Source organism: Parabacteroides faecis (genome assembly GCF_014647375.1).
Taxonomy (GTDB): Bacteria; Bacteroidota; Bacteroidia; order Bacteroidales; family Tannerellaceae; genus Parabacteroides; species Parabacteroides faecis.
Genome location: NZ_BMPB01000001.1, coordinates 719,330 through 741,391, shown reverse-complemented (window position 1 = coordinate 741,391; position 22,062 = coordinate 719,330). Strand labels below are relative to the sequence as shown.

Annotated in this window: 13 protein-coding genes; 6 read left to right on the top strand and 7 right to left on the bottom strand. The window is 42.9% G+C overall.

Going from position 1 to position 22,062, the window contains the following annotated elements:
* Positions 1-51: 51 nt before the first annotated feature.
* From IEY67_RS02360 to IEY67_RS02330, 7 genes are all read right to left on the bottom strand, one after another.
* The gene (locus tag IEY67_RS02360) at positions 52-1,191 is read right to left on the bottom strand and encodes a SusE domain-containing protein (protein WP_183670053.1); all 1,140 of its coding nucleotides are present in this window, start codon (positions 1,189-1,191) and stop codon (positions 52-54) included.
* 12 nt (positions 1,192-1,203) lie between these two features.
* Complete coding sequence (locus IEY67_RS02355) at positions 1,204-2,331, bottom strand: SusE domain-containing protein (RefSeq protein ID WP_122353574.1); 1,128 nt, start codon at positions 2,329-2,331, stop codon at positions 1,204-1,206.
* A gap of 32 nt (positions 2,332-2,363) precedes the next feature.
* Positions 2,364-3,986: a RagB/SusD family nutrient uptake outer membrane protein gene (locus IEY67_RS02350; protein ID WP_122353575.1), complete on the bottom strand. Its 1,623-nt coding sequence runs from the start codon at positions 3,984-3,986 to the stop codon at positions 2,364-2,366.
* Positions 3,987-4,001: 15 nt separating this feature from the next.
* Positions 4,002-7,352 (bottom strand): TonB-dependent receptor, encoded by a 3,351-nt coding sequence (locus IEY67_RS02345; protein ID WP_183670056.1) that lies wholly within the window; start codon positions 7,350-7,352, stop codon positions 4,002-4,004.
* A gap of 130 nt (positions 7,353-7,482) precedes the next feature.
* Positions 7,483-8,496, bottom strand: coding sequence for a FecR family protein (locus IEY67_RS02340; protein WP_183670058.1), 1,014 nt, complete (start codon positions 8,494-8,496; stop codon positions 7,483-7,485).
* 56 nt (positions 8,497-8,552) lie between these two features.
* On the bottom strand, positions 8,553-9,116 hold the full coding sequence (locus IEY67_RS02335) for an RNA polymerase sigma-70 factor (protein ID WP_183670060.1): 564 nt from the start codon (positions 9,114-9,116) through the stop codon (positions 8,553-8,555).
* A 699-nt stretch (positions 9,117-9,815) separates the two neighbouring features.
* Positions 9,816-11,027, bottom strand: coding sequence for an ROK family transcriptional regulator (locus IEY67_RS02330; RefSeq protein ID WP_122355382.1), 1,212 nt, complete (start codon positions 11,025-11,027; stop codon positions 9,816-9,818).
* Positions 11,028-11,525: 498 nt separating this feature from the next.
* Here IEY67_RS02330 and IEY67_RS02325 point away from each other — a divergent pair, with 498 nt between their 5' ends.
* The 6 genes from IEY67_RS02325 to IEY67_RS02300 all read left to right on the top strand — a co-directional run bounded on the left by IEY67_RS02325 (position 11,526) and on the right by IEY67_RS02300 (position 22,059).
* Positions 11,526-14,864, top strand: a complete 3,339-nt coding sequence (locus tag IEY67_RS02325; protein WP_122374631.1) for a SusC/RagA family TonB-linked outer membrane protein — start codon at positions 11,526-11,528, stop codon at positions 14,862-14,864.
* 29 nt (positions 14,865-14,893) lie between these two features.
* The gene (locus IEY67_RS02320) at positions 14,894-16,462 is read left to right on the top strand and encodes a RagB/SusD family nutrient uptake outer membrane protein (protein WP_183670062.1); all 1,569 of its coding nucleotides are present in this window, start codon (positions 14,894-14,896) and stop codon (positions 16,460-16,462) included.
* Positions 16,463-16,724: 262 nt separating this feature from the next.
* Entirely contained in the window at positions 16,725-17,642 is a 918-nt protein-coding gene (locus IEY67_RS02315; protein ID WP_122374633.1) for a dihydrodipicolinate synthase family protein, read from the top strand.
* Between the two features lie 5 nt (positions 17,643-17,647).
* Positions 17,648-18,850 carry an AGE family epimerase/isomerase gene (locus tag IEY67_RS02310; protein WP_183670064.1) on the top strand — a complete coding sequence of 401 codons (1,203 nt, stop codon included), beginning with the start codon at positions 17,648-17,650 and terminating at the stop codon, positions 18,848-18,850.
* A gap of 242 nt (positions 18,851-19,092) precedes the next feature.
* On the top strand, positions 19,093-20,337 hold the full coding sequence (locus IEY67_RS02305) for an MFS transporter (protein ID WP_122374767.1): 1,245 nt from the start codon (positions 19,093-19,095) through the stop codon (positions 20,335-20,337).
* A 99-nt stretch (positions 20,338-20,436) separates the two neighbouring features.
* Positions 20,437-22,059, top strand: coding sequence for a sialidase family protein (locus IEY67_RS02300; RefSeq protein WP_183670066.1), 1,623 nt, complete (start codon positions 20,437-20,439; stop codon positions 22,057-22,059).
* Positions 22,060-22,062: the final 3 nt, after the last annotated feature.

Below are 22,062 nucleotides of genomic sequence, written 5' to 3'. Positions count from 1 at the left end.
ATTTTCCGAAATATACAATTCCGGGTTCTTCTTACCAAATCTTATAGTAAACTATTTAACAATCGTATGCGTATAAGGCTGATCGGCTGTCAGATACAGTGTATAAGTAGCCGGAACACCATCAAAGTCTCCCATCAACTTCCATTTGTTATCCCACTGGGATACTTCGGTAAACAATTGCAGGTAATAATAAGACTCCGGACTGCTTGCCGTCGGACGAGCGTCTGTCTGGTTTAATGTACCCCATTCGACTTCTTTCTCCGCATCGGCTCCGCCATTTTCCTGGATAGTCATTCTGAACTTATAACGTTCGTCCTTACCCCAGCTTTCTTCTTTGAAAGTAACTGTTTCCTTAGCCTGGAATACACCATAGCCTGCGTAAGGCAGTTCGAACAGAGATTCACCATCCGGGCAGAAATAGAAGCTGACTTTGTTTACCAGCGTATAAGTGCAGGCACCGGTATTAAAGTCTAATGTAATACGGTAAATACCGTCTTTGGCAACCGTTGCCGTACCGTTCTCTTTCACCATTCCGTCAACCGTATAGAACTCTCTCGGAGTACCGGTCTTTGCGTCTGTGAAATAGAAAGGTTTACCTGCTGTCAGTTTTGTATACACTTCAAATTCACCACCGGAAATTGCTTTCATTTTATGTGCTTTTGCCAGGTCAGCACCACCTTCAGAGGCCTCTCCGGTCACATATACATCGATCGGAACATCTTCGAAACCGGCCAGGCGGGTCACCGTGATCTTATTTTCAACTCCGGCTTTCATGCTCTGCAAACCTTTTGAAGAAAGTACGGTCCACTTGAATGTACCCGTATCGGACGGTTTTATACCGACCTTGCCCGCAATCTGGTTCAATTGCTTATGCGTAACGGAAACATAATTGCCAAATCCGTTATTATTGGAATACATCACATATACCGGTTGTGAAAAATCACCGTCTGCCTTATCAAAAGCAATCTGATAAAGAGCAGTACCTGTTTCTTCCACACTCGGTGTCTGCCATTCAAAATAAACACTGGCTGATGCGGAGGGTTCCAAAACAACGGATTTTCCATCTGCCGGTTCAAGCAATGTGCTTACACTTGCCAAACGGTTATCCGTCTCCCCCATATTATCATTACATCCCATAAAGGCCAGCACCGCAGAGGTAACGAACATCAGTTTTATAAATATCGCTTTCATAATTCTTCCTTTTTATTTTATTACTAAATTATGAGTATATTCACCTTGCGTATTCAAAGAGAATGTAACATCATACGCCTTATCACTCCAACCATCGGTAGCCGGACTCTTCCAGACTTCGTTGTTTGTCCACTGTTCTACATTCGTCTTTTCAGCCATGTAGTAATACTCATCGTTACCGGTCGGCTTACTATCATTGTTGATGGCAGCTCTCCATTCGGTTTCTCCTTCGGAGCTTTCCATTCTGAACTTATAACGGTCGTCCGAATTATCGCTATCCGTCAGGCCTGTTACTGTATAGTTACTGATAGCCCAGACACCCAGACCCTGGTAATCCAGTTCTATCTCTTTCTGTGACCAGTTCAGGAACCATTTCACTTTAGTCACTTCTTTCGAAGTAAACGATCCGGCATTAAAATCAATATAATATTTATAGATACCGGTCTTGGTTGCTGTTGTACTACCGCCTTCTACCAGTTTTTCACCATTCAGCGAGTATTCAGCCGGAGTACCGGTATTGGCACTGACAAACTTAAAGGACTTGCCTTCCGTTAGTTTCATGAAAATCTCAAACTCGCCGTCAGCCACCTTTTTCATTATCATGGCATTCTCCAGGTCAGCCCCTACTTCTGTTGCTTCACCGGTGATATACAACTGGCTCGGGACTTCTGCGAATCCTGCCAAACGGGTAAGCGTCAGCGTACGTTCTTCTTCTGCCTTGACCGGATTAATACCTTTGGAGGCATATACCGTCCATTTCAGAGTTCCTTCTTCAGCCGATCCGATCCCTGCCGAAGCAGCGATCTGGTTCAACTGTTTATGTGTAATCGTTGCATGATTAGTTCCGCCATTGTTATCAGCTGTAACTATAGACACGGGATCGGAAAAATCACCATCCGCCTTATCGAAAACAACTTCATACAACACGGCACCACCATCTTCCGCCAACGACGGTTCCCATTCAAAATACAATGAAGCCGAAGCTGATGCTTGCAGGACAACGGCTTTCCCATTATCCGGTTCATATAACGCTTTAACGGCAGTCACGCCCAAATGCCTCACTTCCCCGTCACTGCTACATGCCGCAAAGACCAGAGCAAAAGCGAACAGCATAATATATTTGATAGATACAATTTTCATATCTCTAGATTTTTTGGAATTAAAACTTTTGATCAATATCCGGGATTCTGAGTCAGATTCTTGTTGATATCCCGTTGTGACTGCGGAATAGCGAACAGATAATCTCTATCTTTATTGAAAGATCTCTTATCCAACTGGATATACTGTGTATTGCCTGCTGCAAATTTAGCTCCGTGAGGATTACCGTTCAGTGCGGTTTCGATCGTTTTCCAACGACGGATATCGTATAGTCTCGTACCCTCGATAGCCAATTCACAACGACGTTCGCGGCGTACAATAGTCTGCATATCGCCCGAAGCCGGGTAATTCAAAGCAGAAGCATCTGTGAAACCGGCACGTTCGCGAATCGGACGGATCGTCTTGTTCCAAACAGTTTCATTCATTTCACCCAGTTCTGTTTTTGCTTCAGCATACATCAATAGAACGTCCGCATAACGCATCAGGATCAGGTTTAAACCGGAAGCCAAACCAGCCGGAGCTGTCGGATCGAACCATTTACGAAGATAATAGCCTGTTGCTGTCGAGTTCTGTCCCGGACCGATATATTCATCCAGGTTAGCAGCTCCCGCATCTTCAGAAGAACCCGGTTTGATATAAATCGTAGACGTTTTACCGTTACCATCCGTCCATTGGTAGCCATGGTAAACGATAGTAGCCTGTAATCTCGGATCCCGGTTTGTATAGGGATCGTCTTCTTTATAACCGGAACCACTTTCATTGATCGACCGTCCATTTTTCATGATATAATCGTCAACCAGCTCCTGAGTCGGTGCGAAACCGTTTACACGTCCGCCCACCGACAGGGGAATCCCATCGTACATTTCGCTCCAGGTTCTCAGATTCAACAGATAACCCATATCCAGAATCACTTCGCTGTTATATTCGTTTTCCGGCAGGAATAAACCTCCATAGCTTGAGAATAAAGCATATTCACCGTATTCGCCATTTATTATTTTCTCACAAATAGACGATACATTTTGCCAGTCGTTTTCATATAAATAGGTACGTGCCAGTAAAGTCATAGCAGCGCCTTTAGTGATACGGCCATTATCGTTTGCAGCATATTCCTGCTTTGTCGGTAATGTGCCGACAATGTCATTCAGTTCGTCACGGACAAACTTGATAACATCCGCTTTCGGCGAACGGGCGATCGTATTGGCCTCCTCGATCGTCAATGTATAGTCGAACAGGGGAACATCGCCATAGTTATTGGCCAGACGGAAAAACAACATCGCACGAATAAAACGCGATTCTGCCTTCATTCTGTTTTTCAATGTCTCATCCATGTTGGGAACACGGTCTACGTTCTCCAGGAATGTGTGGCAAGTCTTGATACCTTCATAACATTTTTTCCAGTCCTCAGAGAAACGTCCCAAAGCGGCATTTGCCTGGCCGGAAGTGATCAGTTTTTCATCCGTGCTACCACGTCCCTCGTATAAGTTATCCGATAAACGTTCATCTGCAAAGAAATAACCGGAACTCATCATTTGGCTGTAAGCCATGCTCAGCACCGAAGAAGCCTTTGCTTCGGAAGTCCAATAGTTCAAATCCGTAAACTTATTGGTAGGAGCCAGATCCAAATCATTACAAGATACAAATGATGCAAGTATGGCGCATGCCATACTTGGCCAATATTTTAAAATATTCATTTTCATAACAAAGTCTATGTCTTAAAATTCTATATCCAAACCAAATCCATAATAAGTTAGTGTCGGGTAGTTACGTCCGCTGTTCGCTCCGATACCGCCGATACCACCCATATCGCTACCGAATTCAGAAGATTCCGGATCGATGAATGAGTTCTTGGTAAATGTCAGCGGATTTTCAGTATTTACACTGACACGTAATTTCTGCACACCAAACTTCTGAGTTAATGCCTTCGGTAAAGTATATCCGATCTGGATGTTCTTTACACGTAAGTAGGCAGCATTCAACAAATAAATATCAGAACCGGCCATACCCCAGTTGTTCGTAGAAGAGGAAGAACCCGGGGCAACCAGACGAGGCCATCGAGCATCCGGATTTGTCGGAGTCCAGAAGTCCAACTGATGTTCGTAAATACAATATGAATAGTTTGAATGGAATGGTTCTATCAACTCACCGCGCAAATACATAGAACGTTTACCCACACCTTGCAGCATCACGTTCAGGTCGAATCCCTTCCATGTCATGTTGTAAGTAAAACCGAATGTATAACGAGGGAATGCATTACCCAATATTACACGGTCTTTTTCGTCGATAACGCCATCTTCATTCTGGTCAACGTATTTCACATCACCAGGTTGTACGGAAGCTCCTACCGGCAGTGAGCTATTTGCAATCTCGTCATAACTCTGGAACAATCCGTCTGTTTTGTAACCGAAATATGAACCTAAAGGCTCGCCTTCACGGATCAGTTTATACAACTGGTCGTTCTGGTCGATACGTTCTTTTCCACCGAAATCGGTTACTTTATTCTTTGAGTCGGAAATGTTGAAATTGAAGTTATGATGGAAATCGCCTGAATTCAATTTATAATTGACCGTTACTTCCCAACCTCTGTTTTTCATTTCTCCGGCATTCTCCTTAGCTGCAGAACCGCCATAGATAGAAGAAACTTCAGGAGTTAACAATATATTAGAGGTTTTCTTATCAAAATAATCTACAGATAAGAATAAATTACCATTCAGGAAAGTTGCATCGGCACCAATATTGAAGTTGGCCGATTTTTCCCATGTCAGGAATGCATTACCGTCTGTATAGCTGGTTCCCGGAACAGATATGCCATTGAATACATAACCGTTGTTGTTCATCTGGTAAACAGTCTGGTAAGAATAATTGTCTACATTCTGATTACCCAGCACACCATAAGATGCTCTCAGTTTCAAATCACCGATATTACTCTTATAAGTATCCATAAAGGCTTCTTCGGAAAGACGCCAACCGGCAGAGAATGAAGGGAAGAAACCCCAACGCTGATCTTTGGCAAATTTTGAAGAACCGTCATAACGGAAAGATACGTCTCCGTAATATTTATCCATATAATTATAACCTACACGACCGAATATGGAAGTAATACTTGTCTGGTCCGTATCGTTATTCGAGTTCTTGTTATCTTTATTCTGAACGGATTCGTCTGTTGTCGGTAAACCCAGGTCTTCATCCGTATATTCCCAGGCGATGCGACTTGCCTGTTTTGTATAAGATTCGTTTGATACACCGAACAAGGCGTTTACATTATGAACACTGTTAAATGTACGGTTGAAATCCAATAAGAACTGTGTACTTAACGTATAACGTTTTTCGTTATAATCTTCAGTCATTGTATTGGAGTGCATATACAGTACCGGATTTTCCAGATCAGCAGAAGAATACAACGGCACTTTCTTGTCACGGCGATAACGATGATGCTGAGTCAGGTCCAGACCAACCAAACCGGTAGCTTTCAAGCCGTCGATGATCTTGAAGTCAAGGTTCATACTTCCGATGAAGTTATCTTCGTCTTTCTTTTCATAACCACCGTCCTGCAGTAATGCCAGTGGGTTATCGTCGCCGACTATATCATTAACCAGATATTTGTCACCTTCCATAAACTTATAATAATAGTAAGAAGGAACACGAGACGAGTTGATAATCGTATTTCCTGTACCACCGGCTACCGTTCTGTCTTTACGGCGGTTGTAAGCCATCAATGACGTCAGTTTAAAACGGCCATACTCGGTACTCAGGTTACTACGGAAGTTATAACGTTCCATTCCGAAGCTACCCTGGAAGTTACTCTCCTGGTTATAGTAGCTGGCTGATACCATGTAAGTGGTATTCTCACTACCTCCGGATACATTGATGTTATAGTTTTGCTGAAGGCCGGATTTAACAATTTGGTCATATAGCCATTCTTCTTCATTACGATGATCATACAGATCACGAATCTGGGTAGGTGTGAACTGAGGCGCACTGCCCACATTCATATTTGCCTGGTTTCTCAACATGGCATTCTGCCAGCCTTCGACCGGAGAGAATAAAATATGCGGGTCCTGAATGCCGACCTGTCCATTAAACGCGACAACGGGTTTGCTGCCTTTGGAGCCTTTTTTAGTCGTTACCAGGATAACGCCATTTGCAGAACGGGAACCATAGATAGCTGCACTACCTGCATCTTTCAGGACGGATACGTTATCGATATCGTTCGGGTTCAGGTTGTTCAGAGTCGATGAGCTCGATACCAATCCGTCGATAACGATCAGCGGGTCATTGTTACCCATCGTACTGACACCACGGATGTTGATGTTCATACTGTTGTCGTTCGGATTCGCATTCTTGCTCTGAATGATAAGGTTAGCAGAAGCACCCTGTAAAGCCTGGGTAGCATTGGTTACAGGACGATTCTCAAAGATCTCGCTGTTTACCTGGTCTACAGAACCGGTGATACTTTTACGGGAACGGGTACCATAACCGACAACTACCACCTCATCCAGTTTCTGGGTATCTTCCTTCAACGTAATACGGAAATCACTTTTCCCTTTCAGGGATATCGATTGAGTCAGATAACCGATGAAAGAAATATCCAGTGTGCCGTTTTCAGGAACTTCCAATGTAAAATTACCGTTAAAATCAGTAACCGTACCATTTGTTGTTCCTGCAACAACGACGTTTGCGCCGATAACAGGTTCGCCCGTTTCATCGACAATAACACCTTTTACATTCTTTACCTTCTGATTAACCGCATTCTGGGAAGGAGAGGTAATGACCAGATAGTCACCTTTTACCGAATAAGTATAGCCTGTACCAGCCAGCACCTGGCTCAATACATCCAATACTTCCACATTGTTTTGATTAAGCTCGACTTTTTTGTTTACATCCAACTGGGTGCCATTATAGGCAATTTTGTACTTGGATGAAGCTTCAATCTTCTGGAATGCTTCTTTTAAAGAAACAGTACCTTCATTAAAGGACACCTTCTGCGCATTGATTTGCAGGCAACCTGCAATCAAAAAACTCAGACAATAGGTTCCAATTCGTCTGGATTTGTGTTTGTTCTTCATATGTAATTAAAATAGTTAAACAATTGCACCGATTTGAGTGCGAACTCATCTATAATGACAGATGAAAAAAACGTTGCACCCAATCAATCGTAAAACTTTTTCAAATTACATGTGATTTTTTTTAATGAACTTATCTCAGATAAATATTTTTCCCGTCAATTTTATACTCCAAGCCCGGGATAAGCTCTTTCAGAAGCATAAATATATTTTCGACAGACTCATTCTTATTAAAATGAACCGTCAGCAGATTCTCATTATAAGCCGATGTCTGCAAATGTATATTCAACCCGTATGTACGTTGCAGGATACGGATAATATCCTTAAAAGAATAGTTGTCAAACAGCAGACCTCCTTCACGCCAATCGGAATAATCGGCAGAAACAACCTTTTTCACATCTACATCTCCGGATTCAATATAATATAAGAGTTGTTCATCAGGCACCAGATGATATGTTTTTTCTTCTTCATCCTGTAAACACACCTGTACAGATCCTTCTTCAAGAGTAGTTGCTATCCGGCCGATTTCCGGATAAGCAAAAAGATTGAACCGGGTACCCAACACTTCGACATTCAGTGTCCGGGCTTTAACAATAAAAGGCTGTTCCACATTCTTCTCTACCTCGAAATAACCTTCACCCGACAGATAAACCTCACGTCTCTCTCCCACAAAAGTAGAAGGATATATCAATACACTACCGGAATTCAGCCAAACACGGCTACTGTCGGGAAGAACAACCTGCTCACGTTTCCCTGCAGGTACAAAATGTTCTATCAGTGAAACATTCGCCAAGGCATCTTTCACATGGGTCGCTTCCCAATAAAGATATAGAGATGTGGAAAGCATGATTAATGGTAAAAGCCATATAGCCGCCAGTTTTACCCAAAAAGGCATGATCCGCACAGCTTTACCTACCGGTTCCTTTCGATCTGTAAAACCTAAATTTCTGCTCAACTGTGAAAAGGCCTGTTTGGGATAAGTCTCATCCATTTCCGGAAATCCTATAGTATCCCAAACCGACTGTAACGCACTATCTACTTCCGGTCTATCCTCTTTTTTAATCAGCCGTCGATGTACTTTCCAGGTCATCTCTTCCGAGAGGTCGTGATGAAAGAAATAATCAACTATTTTTTTTATATAACTCATTCTATTTCTACGATTATATTATATAGACTGCTTTTAGGCTATCCACCCCTAATTTTTTAACACAAATAAAGTATCAATAGGTATAATAAAATTTTTCTCAACTCTTTTAACGCTAGATTCAAATGATTCTCTACCGTCTTCTTACTCAATTCCAATTTCTCCGCAATCTCTGCATTCGATAATCCCGCTTCACGGCTCAACTGATAGATCAGTTTACGCTGGGGAGGCATATTCTCAACCACCATATCTATCAGGAGTTGCAAATCTTTAGCTATCAGATCTTCATCCGGTGAATCATAAGTTTCTTCCTCAAAAGGTTTTTCATTCAACCTTTCTACACGTATTTGCTGAGATTCCAAAAAATTGAAAGTAGTATTCTTAGATAGAATAAACAGATATGCTCCAAAATTCCTGACATCGGCAAACATATTCCTGTTTACCCACACTTTTGAAAAAACTTCCTGGGTAATATCTTCTGCGTCTTGTTGCGATTTAACCAGGCCGTATACAAAATTGCGGACTTTAGGATAATAGCGCATGAATATTACCTGAAAAGCATCTTGGCTTCCCTGGACCAGTTCCTTCACTAATAGTTCCTCGTTGATAGATTTTGTTAGCATAACGGCAAATATACGAAGCTAATATTTAAATCAAAACGAACATTGGTAATTTGTTTTTATAATAAGTAGTATTTTCTGCTTTGAACAATTCATCTTTGCAAAATCCAATCTATTTCCCCAAATATAAAAAATAATTGGGGAAATGTTATGTTTTTATAACAGGGAAGGAGTATTTTCAAAGATAAATAACAGAGTCCTTAGAAGACTATGGCATAATATTCAGATCTATCTATATTCGTCAGCATACAGCATAGAAGTCATACAAAGTATCAAAAAGGTAGAAATGTCTCCTAGAAAATAAGCTTAGCAAGCAAATCCATTCATTAAAAACTACTACAATCAGTCTTTAATTTTACATAACTGAAAGATATAGCCCAAAGCCTTTTCCTAATTTATTATTGTCTACTTTTCTTTTTTATATATTTAACTTCAATATTTAATTACACCGCAAATATAAATAAATATATTTAATAATAAAAGTATATCAAATCAAATTTATCAATATTTGTTTTGTTAAAAATAAAACTATTCTGCTTAGATTGTTTTTCTATAAGAGGAGTATATAAAAAATTAAAGGGAGCAATTATTCATTACTCCCTTTGATTTACAAAATTACCTTTTGGCAATAAATAAAATAAAGGTCCATAAATCTTATATCGACAAGATTTACAAATACCGTATTGTTAATAAAAATATTGATTAATAATGAATCATCCCCAACACTTTACTTCTTGAAAGCAGGCATGCCCCCAGGGCACCAGCACGTTCCCCTAATCGGGAGACTTTGATTTCTGTATCCTGAGATACCAAATTAAGAGAATATTTCCGTATAGCACTCTTTATGGGCAGACTGATATATTCACTTGTAAGCGACAGAGTACCTCCGAGTACGACTAATTCAGGATTAAAGATATTCATAAGACCGGCTATTCCACGTCCCAACTTCTCTCCCATTTCCTCCAGTATTTCAATGCATAACACATCTTCTTTCTGGATCGCTTCAATCATATCGGCCATGGTTATCTTTTCTTTCTTCTCTATTTTTCCTGCTAAAATAGTACTACTACCTTCACGATAACGCTCTAACAGCTTACGATGCAAGGCAGATCCGGATGCTTCAGTCTCAATGCATCCCTTTTTACCGCAATGACAAAGGATTTCGTTATCAAAAAAGCAGAAATGTCCGAACTCACCGGAGAAACCGGATTTTCCATAGTAAAGCTCGCCGTTTATGAAGATAGAAAGTCCTAGACCCCATCCCATATTAATAAATAATATATTTTTTTCACCCTTAACCACGCCTTGCATGTATTCGCCATAGATCATGGCCCGGGTATCATTTTCGATATATATTTTAATCTTGATCCGCTCTTCCAGGATTTGGGATAAGGGTTTTTCTTCAAAATAGAAAATGCTATAACTATATCCGGAAACCGGATTTACACGTCCTGAAATATTTACTCCTACCGCCAGTACTTTGTCACGCGATACACTCAACCGATCGATAAAATCATTGATCAGATAACACAAACTCTCCAGGGCTTCCGGAGTATTTTCCAGGGTATAGGGAATACTCTCTTCAACACGCAATTTTTCTCCTTTGAAATCGACAGCTGCAATATTGATCTTACTCCGGTACACATCGACTCCGACAAAATAACCGGAAGTAGGGTTCAGACCATAAATATTCGGTTTACGCCCTCCGCTTGTCTCCTGTTTTCCAAAGTCCAGAATATAACCATCATCCAATAATTCCCCGACCAGTTTGGTTACAGTAGGAATACTCAAATCCATTTCCTTGCACAACTCCGCGATTGTGGCATCACCATTGGCTATATAATAATGTATAATCTTCTTTTTAAGAAGGGCACTACGATTGCTATCTGCTGTAATAAGGAATTTTGTATTCATGGTATTATTTTTTACTGCGATATTTTGAACAAACAAAAGTAGATAAATATTTTTCAAATATAGTTCTGAGTAAATAAAAAAAATCCGAAACAACTCCTTCTGTGAAACTTACATCGGTCGTCCACAAGAACCCTCCCATTCAAAAACAAGCTTTCCCTTTTCTAAAAAAAGTTCAAAATATCATAGTCTTCTAAGAACTCAGATACGAAAAAAAGAAGGATTTCAACAATTAAAAATCAGGACTCTCCGGCTTCCTGTCAACAGCCGGAACATTATAACATTATTGTATCACCTAATAAAATCTATGCGAATGAAAATTTCATGAATCACAAGTAAAACAAGATCACACAAAAAGATGCAACGTTCTCACGGCACACTATATGCCGGTCTGCACCAGGTATGACTTTTCAACATACCGGGAAATCAAATTAAACGTAAACAAACTGATTATTATATGGTAGATCCATATCTAAATGTCCAATTAATAAAACAAGTATCATGAAGAAAAAAACCTTCATTTTTATGCTCATTTTCTTATTACCGGCAATTGCATGGGCACAGGAGAAAATGAGTATCCAGGGAGTCGTTTACGACGATCTGAATACAACCATTCCGGGTGCATCCGTTATTGAAAAAGGCACAACCAATGGAACCGTCACTGATATTGACGGGAAATTCACTATACAGGTTACCAGAGGAGCTACACTTGAAATCTCCTATATCGGATACAAGACCCAGGAAGTCAGGGTAACAAACACACAGCCATTAAAAATTACCCTGAAAGAAGATGCACAAACTCTCGACGAGGTCGTTATCACAGGTTATTCGGGGAAACAGCTCCGATCGAAATCGACTAACTCGATTGCCAAAGTAGCCAACGAAAAACTGACGACCGGTTCTTACACCAACCCGGCACAGGCCCTGTCGGGAGCCGTTTCCGGATTACGTGTCATCCAGGCATCAGGAAGTCCGGCCGCTACTCCGACAATCATTCTCCGTGGTGGTACCAATCTCGATGGTACAGGTTCACCGCTAATCATCGTCGACGGACAGGTACGTGGTAGTTTAAGCGATATCAATCCGGAAGATATTGAAGACCTGCAGGTCATGAAAGATGCGGGTGCCACTGCTATCTACGGTGCCCGTGCAAACGACGGGGTTATCCTGGTTACGACGAAAAAGGGAAAATCGGGGAAATCCGAAATCAATTTCAAAGCGAAACTCGGCTTGAACTTCCTGAACAATCCGTATGAATTCTGTAATGCCGAAGATTATATTTATTGGATGCGTACTGCATATTCCCGCTCTTCAAACATGTGGCAGAGAGCTGATGGCAGCGGAGTTGGTTATGTATCATCCGCTACATTGGGATCTGCTTCGCCCCACGGAACAGGAAACAAATATTTTGCAGCAGACGGTGTTACTCCTCTGACAAATGATATGGCAGCCGTTTATAGCACGATGTACCTGGATGATACCAACAGGTTCCTGCTGGGTAAAGGCTGGAACAGCATGATCGATCCTGTTACCGGCAAAGAGCTGATCTTTAAAGATACAAATGTCAGAGATTACAATTTCAACACACCTGCCCTGACTCAGGATTACAATATCAATATGTCGGGTGGTAACGACAGGGGACATTATTATGCAGGTCTGGGATATAACTATTCCGAAGGACTTCCTATCAACACATTCTATGAAAGATATTCTTTTGTCTTCAACGGAGATTATAAGATCAAACCGTGGTTAACCTCCTATTCCAGTTTAAACTTCACGCGGGCTAACTGGGAAAATCTTCCGGGTTCCGCTGTTTCCGAATATAATTATTTCGGACGTATCTTATCGACGCCTCCTACGGTTCGCTATGAAGACGAAGAAGGGAACCTCCTATTGGGACAGCACTATCAGGACGGTAATCAACAATATCAGCCGGAGAAATTCATTCGTGACAACCAGAGTGATAAATTCACAATGAACCAAAGTTTCAATATCGATTTTATGAAAGGACTTTCTTTAAAAGTTTCGGGTAACTGGTACTACGAAGAACAGCTTGCCGAATCGTTCAATAAAGATTTCTACCAGACTCCGACCGTGATTAATACAACACGTTCTACTTCTTCTAACTGGAGACGTAAATTCGACCAGACATACAACGCCGTATTGAACTACAGCAACCAGATCACTCAGGATCATTATCTGGACGCCATGATCGGTACCGAATATTATGATTCTTACACCCGTTATTTGAGCGCATCCGGTTCCGGTGCCGCAACCGACGACTTCGGGGATCTGGAACTGACAGATAAAGGAGAGAACAAACGTAACATCGATACATATCATAACAAAGAAAGAATCATGTCTTACTTCGGTCGTGCCAACTACGATTTCCGGAGCAAATATCTCCTTTCCCTGGTAATGCGTTCCGACGGATATTCACGCCTGGTAGACAATCGCTGGGGCGTTTTCCCCGGAGTATCCGCAGGATGGGTATTCTCCAAAGAAAAATTCATGCAGAAATATTCCGATATCCTTTCTTTTGGTAAACTGCGTGCGAGTTTCGGTTTGAACGGCAAGGTCGACACAAACCAGATCGGATATTATACCTTGCAAGGTTCTTACAGCACGTCTTCCAAATACGACGGGAATACAAGTTATGTGATCGGAAGCATACCGAACCCCGGATTGAGATGGGAAAAATCAAGAACCATTGAAGCTGGTTTAGACCTGAGTTTCCTGGAAAACCGCTTAAATGCGAACTTTACTTACTATAACCGTCTGACTTCCGACAAATATGCAAATATTAGTCTGCCTTCTTCTTCCGGTATCAGTTCCGTTCTGACTAATAACGGAAAAATCCGGAATAAAGGTATTGAAATAGACCTGAATGCCAAGATCATCCAGACCAAGGACTGGAACTGGACAGTAGGAGCAAACATTGCTTACAACAAAAATATCATCGTTTCATTACCCAACAACGGACTGGACAAGAATCGTCAGGATGCCTTTCAGGTATACTCCGGAAACGGCGATGAGAAAATATGGGTAGGCGGTTACCAGGAAGGTCAGGAACCAGGTATGATGTATGCATTCCAGGCAGACGGTATCTATAAAAATTGGGATGAAATCCCTGATTACCTGGAAGACAGAGGAGGTGGAGCTTCCGCCTGCGTACTTTATGGTAAAAAATCATGGGATGAACTGCCCGACAGTGATAAAGGGACCGGCGAAGAAGGGGCTTCCAAAGTGAAAAAATTACCGATCCAACCGGGTGATGTGAAATGGAAAGATGTAAACGGCGATGGCGTGATCGATCAATACGATATGGTAAAAGTAGGCAACACGAAACCACGTTATACAGGAGGTTTCAATACAAATCTCAGCTGGAAGAACCTACGCCTTTATGCAGCATTCGACTTTGGGTTGGATTACAAAATCTATGATCAGACAAGTAACTGGTTCCTGGGATGTATGCAGGGATCATACAACATGACCACAGATGTGAAAAACACCTGGTCGGAGACAAATCCGAACGGAACGTTACCTAAATATTACTGGGCAGATCAGCTAGGTAAATCCAACTATTACAGAAGATCAACTATGTTCTGCTATGACGGTAGTTATCTGGCTATCCGTGAAATCTCCCTGGCATACACATTACCAAAGAACTGGGTACAGAAAGTGATGTTACAAAATGTAGAAGTATCTGTTACCGGACAGAATTTAGGATACATCACGCAATGTGCGTTGGTGGCAACTCCTGAAACGATGGCAGGTATAGCCGGTTCCGGATATGCTTTACCACGTACCCTTTTATTCGGGATCAGCGTTACTTTATAAACAATTAAACAGTCTAAATTCGGTTAATTATGAACTTAAAGAAAACAATTATAAATACATGTATAGCTGCCAGCGCAGTACTTTATACATCATGTGATCTGGACCTGGTTCCTCTCGATTACTACGGAAGTGGGAGTTACTGGAAAACCGTATCCCAGGTGGAATCTTATATGAACGGGATACATGTCGACCTGCGGGCTAGTAATTTCAACAGACAGTTCTTGCTGGGCGAAGCACGCGGAGGGACAAACAAATCCGGTACTTCTTCATTGATCACCTCAATCAACTACGACCGTATCAAAGAGAACAACCTGGATGCAGATAATACAGGTATTTCAAACTGGAACGGGACATACGGCTATATCTTCGATTGCAACCTGCTGATACAGGAAGTGGAAGGAACTGCCTTGCAGGAAGAGAATGCTTCTACTATCAATTATCTGCTGGCACAAGCTTATGGGATCCGTGCATTACATTACTTCACACTTTACAGAACCTTTGGCGGCGTTCCATTGATCGAACGAGTGAAAGTTCTGGACGGACAAGTAGACGTCGAAACACTTTACACACCACGTTCATCGGCTAAAACGATTATGGATTTTATCAAATCGGACCTGGCAAAGTCGTTGGAATATTTCGGGTCGGACGAAACCATCAAAAGCAATAAAGCTTATTGGTCGAAAGCAGCTACAACCATGTTGGCGGCAGAGGTCTACCTGTGGAGTGCAAAAGTATCATTGGATGATCAGACTCCCGCCTCCGACGACTTATCGAAAGCCAAAGGCTATCTGAACACGATCCTGAACGACTCCCGTTTCGGCTTGTGCGATAACTTCAAGGAGATCTGGGATGTAACCAATAAAGGTAACAAAGAGATGATCATGGTAGCCCGGTTCGCAGACGGTGAAGCGACCAACCAGGCAAGCGAATTTGTTTATGCGCAACCTAACTTCGTAAATACGGTCTACGGACGCGACGGAAACCTTATTACAGGAGATACACTCGAACTAAAAGGCAGCGGTTGGCAGAGAAACGAATACGAACTGGGCTTATGGCGCATTTTTGACGCGGAAGATACCCGCCGTGATGCTACATTCCTGGAATATTATCTGGCAGACGGCTCTTTAATGGGTACGGTTCTGAAAAAGAACCTGGGTTATGTCAATTCAAATAACACCCGCGTTTTCTGCGGTGACGAGGCAATCTATCGCTATGCAGATGCCCTCCTGCTAATGGCGGAAGTTGCCAATATGGAAGATGGGGATGTAGCCTTTTACCTGAACCAGGTTCGTAAGCGTGCCTACGGTTCCAACTGGAATGAAGGAAAATACGGCTATACCAATTCAGACTTCAAGACAAACGAACTGGCTATCCTCGCAGAAAAAGACAAAGAGTTTGTAAATGAAGGCAAACGCTGGTTTGATATCTGTCGCATGAAAGACGGAAAGAATGGAAAAGCATTGGCATTTTGCACTGAATCAGGCTATAAAGGAAACGGAGCCGTTCTAAAAGAAAGCGAAAGCCATAAACTCCTTTGGCCGATCGATGTAACCACATTGAACGCAGACGATACATTGGAACAAACTCCGGGTTACTGATATTTTTCAACATAATTGATAGTTAAAATTTAACTGACTCCTATTCCAAAGGTCGCTATATTCAATATAAATATAGCCTCCTTTGGAATTCTTCTTACCTAAGTCTAAAGACAAATCCTGGGTAATAAGAGGCACTAATATCACACAAAAACAAAGAATTAAGAAAATAATTCTCAATTCACACCCTAATTAATAAAATATTTTATTTATATTTGTCAAGTTTTTAAACAGCAACACACATAAAGAATAAACACTATACACCATGGAAAGAATTAAAGGACTTATCGATGCCCCGTTTACTCCGTTTTATGAAAATGGAGAAGTGAATTACGAACCCATTGAAGCTTATGCCAAACTTCTTGTCAACAACGGATTAAAAGGTGTTTTCATCAACGGTTCATCCGGTGAAGGTTACATGCTTACGGAAGAAGAGCGTATCAAACTCGCTGAACGGTGGATGGAAGCAGCACCCGAAGGATTCAAAGTCATCGTACATGTGGGTAGTACTTGCGTAAAGACCAGTCGTAACCTGGCAGCTCATGCACAAAAGATCGGAGCATGGGGTATCGGAGCCATGGCCTCTCCGTTTCCGAAAGTAAACCGCATCGAAGAATTGGTGAAATACTGCGAAGAGATTGCTTGCGGGGCACCGGAACTGCCTTTCTATTATTATCATATCCCTGCATTCAACGGTGCTTTCCTCCCGATGGTAGATTTCCTGAAAACCGTAGACGGCCGCATTCCTAATTTCGCCGGGATCAAATATACATACGAAAGTCTTTACGAATATAATCAATGCCGGTTATACAAAGACGGAAAATTCGACATGCTTCACGGGCAGGACGAAACGATTTTGCCTTGCCTGGCAATGGGCGGTGCACAGGGTGGAATCGGCGGAACAACCAATTATAACGGAAAAGAACTGGTCGGTATCATTGAAGCATGGAAAGCCGGTGACCTGGAAACAGCCCGCGAAAAGCAAAACTTCTCACAGGAAGTGATCAACGTGATCTGCCATTATCGTGGAAACATCGTAGGAGGCAAGCGTATCATGAAACTGATCGGCCTGGATCTCGGAAAGAACCGCACACCGTTCCAGAATATGACCGATGCGGAAGAAGCGGCTATGAAAGCTGAACTCGAAGCTATCAATTTCTTTGAAAGATGTAACAAATTCTAATCATTATGGATGCAAAAACAAATATTGCCCAGCCTACCGAATATATCGGTTACTGGGGTGACATTTACAAAAACGACTTCCTGAACGATGTCATGCCATTCTGGTTGAAATACGGCATCGACAAAGAGAACGGCGGCTATTTCACCTGCCTGAACAGAGATGGTTCCTTAATGGATTCCAATAAATCCGTATGGTTCCAGGGGCGGTTCGCCTTCATCCTGGCTTATGCTTACAACAATATCGAGAAAAAGCCCGAATGGCTGGAAGCCTGTAAGAACGGTATCGATTTCATCGAGAAATATTGCTTCGATACGGATGGACGTATGTTTTATGAAGTGACTGCAACCGGTATCCCTATGCGCAAAAGAAGATATGTTTTCTCCGAAACTTTTGCGGCCATTGCCATGGCGCAATATTCTATCGCATCCGGAGATAAAAGCTATGCCGATAAAGCGGTAAAACTATTCAAGCAGATCCTTCATTATAAAAATACACCGGGATTACTGGAACCGAAATTCCGTGAAGGATTCGTTGCGAAGGGACATTCTTTCTGTATGATACTGATCGATACGGCAGCCCGTATCCGTGAAGCCATCAACGACGAGATCCTTACAAAGCAAATAGACGAATCCATCGCCGAATTACGTCGTGACTTTATGAAGCCGGAATTCAAAACGATTCTCGAAACAGTCGGTCCGAACGGCGAATTCATCGACTCGATACCGGGCCGTACGATCAATCCGGGCCATTCCATCGAAACAGCCTGGTTCATTCTGGAAGAGGCCAAATACCGGAACTGGGATCCCGAACTGAAAGAAATGGGATTAACCATTCTCGACTGGGCCTGGGAATGGGGTTGGGACAAAACATACGGTGGAATCAGCTATTTCAAAGACTGCAAAAACCTTCCTCAACAGGAATACTGGCATGATATGAAATTCTGGTGGCCCCAATGTGAAGCCATCATTGCCACACTCTATGCCTATGAGGCCACCGGTGATGCAAAATATCTGGAAATGCACCGGATGATCAATGAATATACCTATGCCCGTTTCCCGGACAGGGAATATGGCGAATGGTACGGTTATTTCCACTATGACGGTACATTATCACAGCCGGCCAAAGGAAATATGTACAAAGGCCCGTTCCACATCCCCCGGATGCTTCTGAAATGCAATCTGCTTTGCAAAGAAATCCTTTCAAAATAACATAAACAGAAAGAAAATGCTGTCAAAAGTTCATTTGCCGTCTGCTTTAGCTGACGGTTTACAAGTTGTTTTCCTCTTTAGGCTTTAGCCACATTTCTCTTAACAAAAGGAGATTGTTTAAAATGGGACTAAAGTCCAAAGAAATAGATCATTTACTGCTCCGTCAGCTAAAGCAGACAGCAAATGAACTTCAGATGGCTTATCTTCACCAAACTTTGTTTTCGCCTCTAAAATATAACGAAATGAATAATAAAAAGATATACCCCTGGGTAGTTGTCGGTCTGTTATGGGGAGTAGCCCTGTTGAACTATATGGACCGGCAGATGCTCTCTACCATGAAAGATGCGATGATGATCGACATCACCGAACTGGAATCGGCAGCCAATTTCGGCCGACTGATGGCCGTATTCCTCTGGATATACGGATTCATGAGTCCCGTAGCAGGAATGATAGCCGACAGGGTAAACCGCAAATGGCTGATCGTCGGCAGTCTGTTCGTCTGGTCGTTTGTCACACTTATGATGGGCTATTGCACCACGTTCAACCAGATTTATTTCCTGCGTGCCCTGATGGGGGTAAGTGAAGCCTTATATATCCCGGCAGGATTATCTCTGATCACCGACTATCACCAGGGGAAAACCCGTTCACTGGCAGTTGGTATTCACATGACCGGGCTTTACACCGGACAGGCTCTGGGAGGTTTCGGAGCAACCGTAGCAAGCGCTTTCACCTGGGAAACGACTTTCCACTGGTTCGGGATTGTCGGTATTGCATACAGTGTTGTCCTGATCCTGTTCCTGAAAGATAAAAAAGATCATATCATTCATAAGATAAAAGAAGTAGGCGCCGCTGTCGAGAATCCGGTCAAAGGAGCCCTCAAAGGAATGGGAATGTTGTTTACCAACATTTCCTTCTGGATCATCCTACTTTATTTTGCCACCCCGAGCTTACCCGGCTGGGCGACGAAAAACTGGCTTCCTACGCTATTCTCCGAAAATCTGTCCATAGATATGTCGGAAGCCGGACCGTTATCGACGATCACGATCGCCTTATCTTCGTTTATCGGTGTAATTGCCGGCGGGATCATGTCGGACAGATGGATACAGACAAACGTACGCGGCCGTGTCTATACCGGCGCTATCGGATTGGCATTGACCATTCCATCGTTACTTTTGCTTGGTTTCGGTCATAACTTCCTGATGATCGTAGGAGGCGGACTTTGTTTCGGTATCGGTTTCGGTATCTTCGATGCAAACAATATGCCGATCCTTTGCCAGTTTATCTCACCTCGTTACCGTGCAACCGCTTATGGCATTATGAATATGACAGGGGTATTTGCCGGAGCTGCCATCACAGACCTGCTGGGAAGATCGACAGATGCCGGAAACCTGGGACATGACTTTGCCATGCTGGCAGGCCTTGTTGCCATCGCCCTGCTGATACAGATATGCTTCCTTCGTCCGAAAGTGGCAAATATGACGGATTAACAATAAGAATATCAATAAAAAGTTCCAGAGGTAACGGCAGGCATACCATGAAATCGTTACCTTTGGAAACTACATTTACTAATTCATAGAACAATTATCATGAAAAAAAGCATCTTTTATCTCTGTCTTCTATTCATCGTGCAAACCGCTATTGCTGCAGACAGCCTGTACATCAGGGAGCAGCAAATCCCGATTCTGATCGATCGTACGGACAATGTGCTGCTGGAAATGCGTATTCCTGCACAGAAAGGGGATGTATTAAATAAACTGACTCTTCAATTCGGCAATGAAACAAATGTATCCGATATAAAGGCTGTCCGGTTGTTCTATAGTGGGACGGAAGCCCCCGCAAGGGAAGGAACTCATTTTAATCCGGTGACTTATGTAACAAGTTTCACTCCGGGAAAAACACGTACAGCCAACCTTTCCTACTCTGTTAAACAGGATGAAATAACAACTCTGGGAAACACCATTACACTGACCTCCAAACAGCCGATGGTAAAAGGTCCGAATTATTACTGGGTCAGTATTGAAATGAAACCGGAAACATCTCTGCTATCGAGAGTTTCCTTTACCATACCGGAAGCAGTCATCAATAACAAACCGATGGAAATCACCTGGAGCGGTAAAGCGGAAGCTCCCCGCCGTGTAGGGGTAGGCGTACGCCAGGCCGGAGACGACGGCTCCGCCGCATTCCGTATCCCGGGGCTTGTGACAACGAATAACGGAACTCTTCTGGGGGTTTATGATATCCGTTACAACAGTAGCGTAGACTTACAGGAAATGGTCGACATAGGTGTCAGCCGCAGTACCGACAAAGGGCAGACCTGGGAACCGATGCGTGTAGCCATGACATTCGGTGAAACCGGTGGTTTGCCTCATGCACAGAACGGTGTGGGCGACCCGTCCATTCTGGTCGATGAGAAGACAAATACGATCTGGATCGTTGCCGCCTGGACACACGGTATGGGGAACGGACGTGCATGGTGGAACTCCATGCCGGGAATGACTCCCGACGAAACGGCCCAATTGATGTTGGTAAAAAGCGAAGACGACGGTAAGACCTGGAGCGAACCGATCAATATCACTTCACAGGTAAAAGATCCTTCCTGGTATTTCCTGTTGCAAGGCCCGGGGCGCGGCATCACGATGCAGGATGGTACACTGGTGTTCCCTATTCAGTTCATCGACGCTACACGTGTTCCGAATGCGGGTGTTATGTACAGCAAAGACCGTGGTAAAACATGGCATCTGCATAATCTGGCACGTACCAATACGACCGAAGCACAGGTGGCAGAAGTCGAACCGGGGGTACTGATGCTGAACATGCGTGACAACCGTGGCGGTAGCCGGGCAGTTGCAACAACCAAAGACCTGGGTAAAACCTGGACGGAACATCCTTCCAGCCGGAGTGCACTCCAGGAACCGGTATGTATGGCAAGCCTCATCAAAGTAGATGCAAAAGACAACATCACCGGAAAGAAACTGTTACTGTTCTCCAACCCGAATACAACTAAAGGGCGTAACCATATCACGATCAAAGCCAGTCTCGACGGCGGTCTGACATGGCCTGCCGAACATCAGGTATTACTGGACGAAGCAGAGGGATGGGGATACAGTTGCCTGTCTATGATCGACAAGGAAACCGTAGGAATCTTCTATGAGTCAAGCGTAGCGCACATGACTTTCCAGGCTATCAAAATAGCTGACCTTATTAAATAAAAC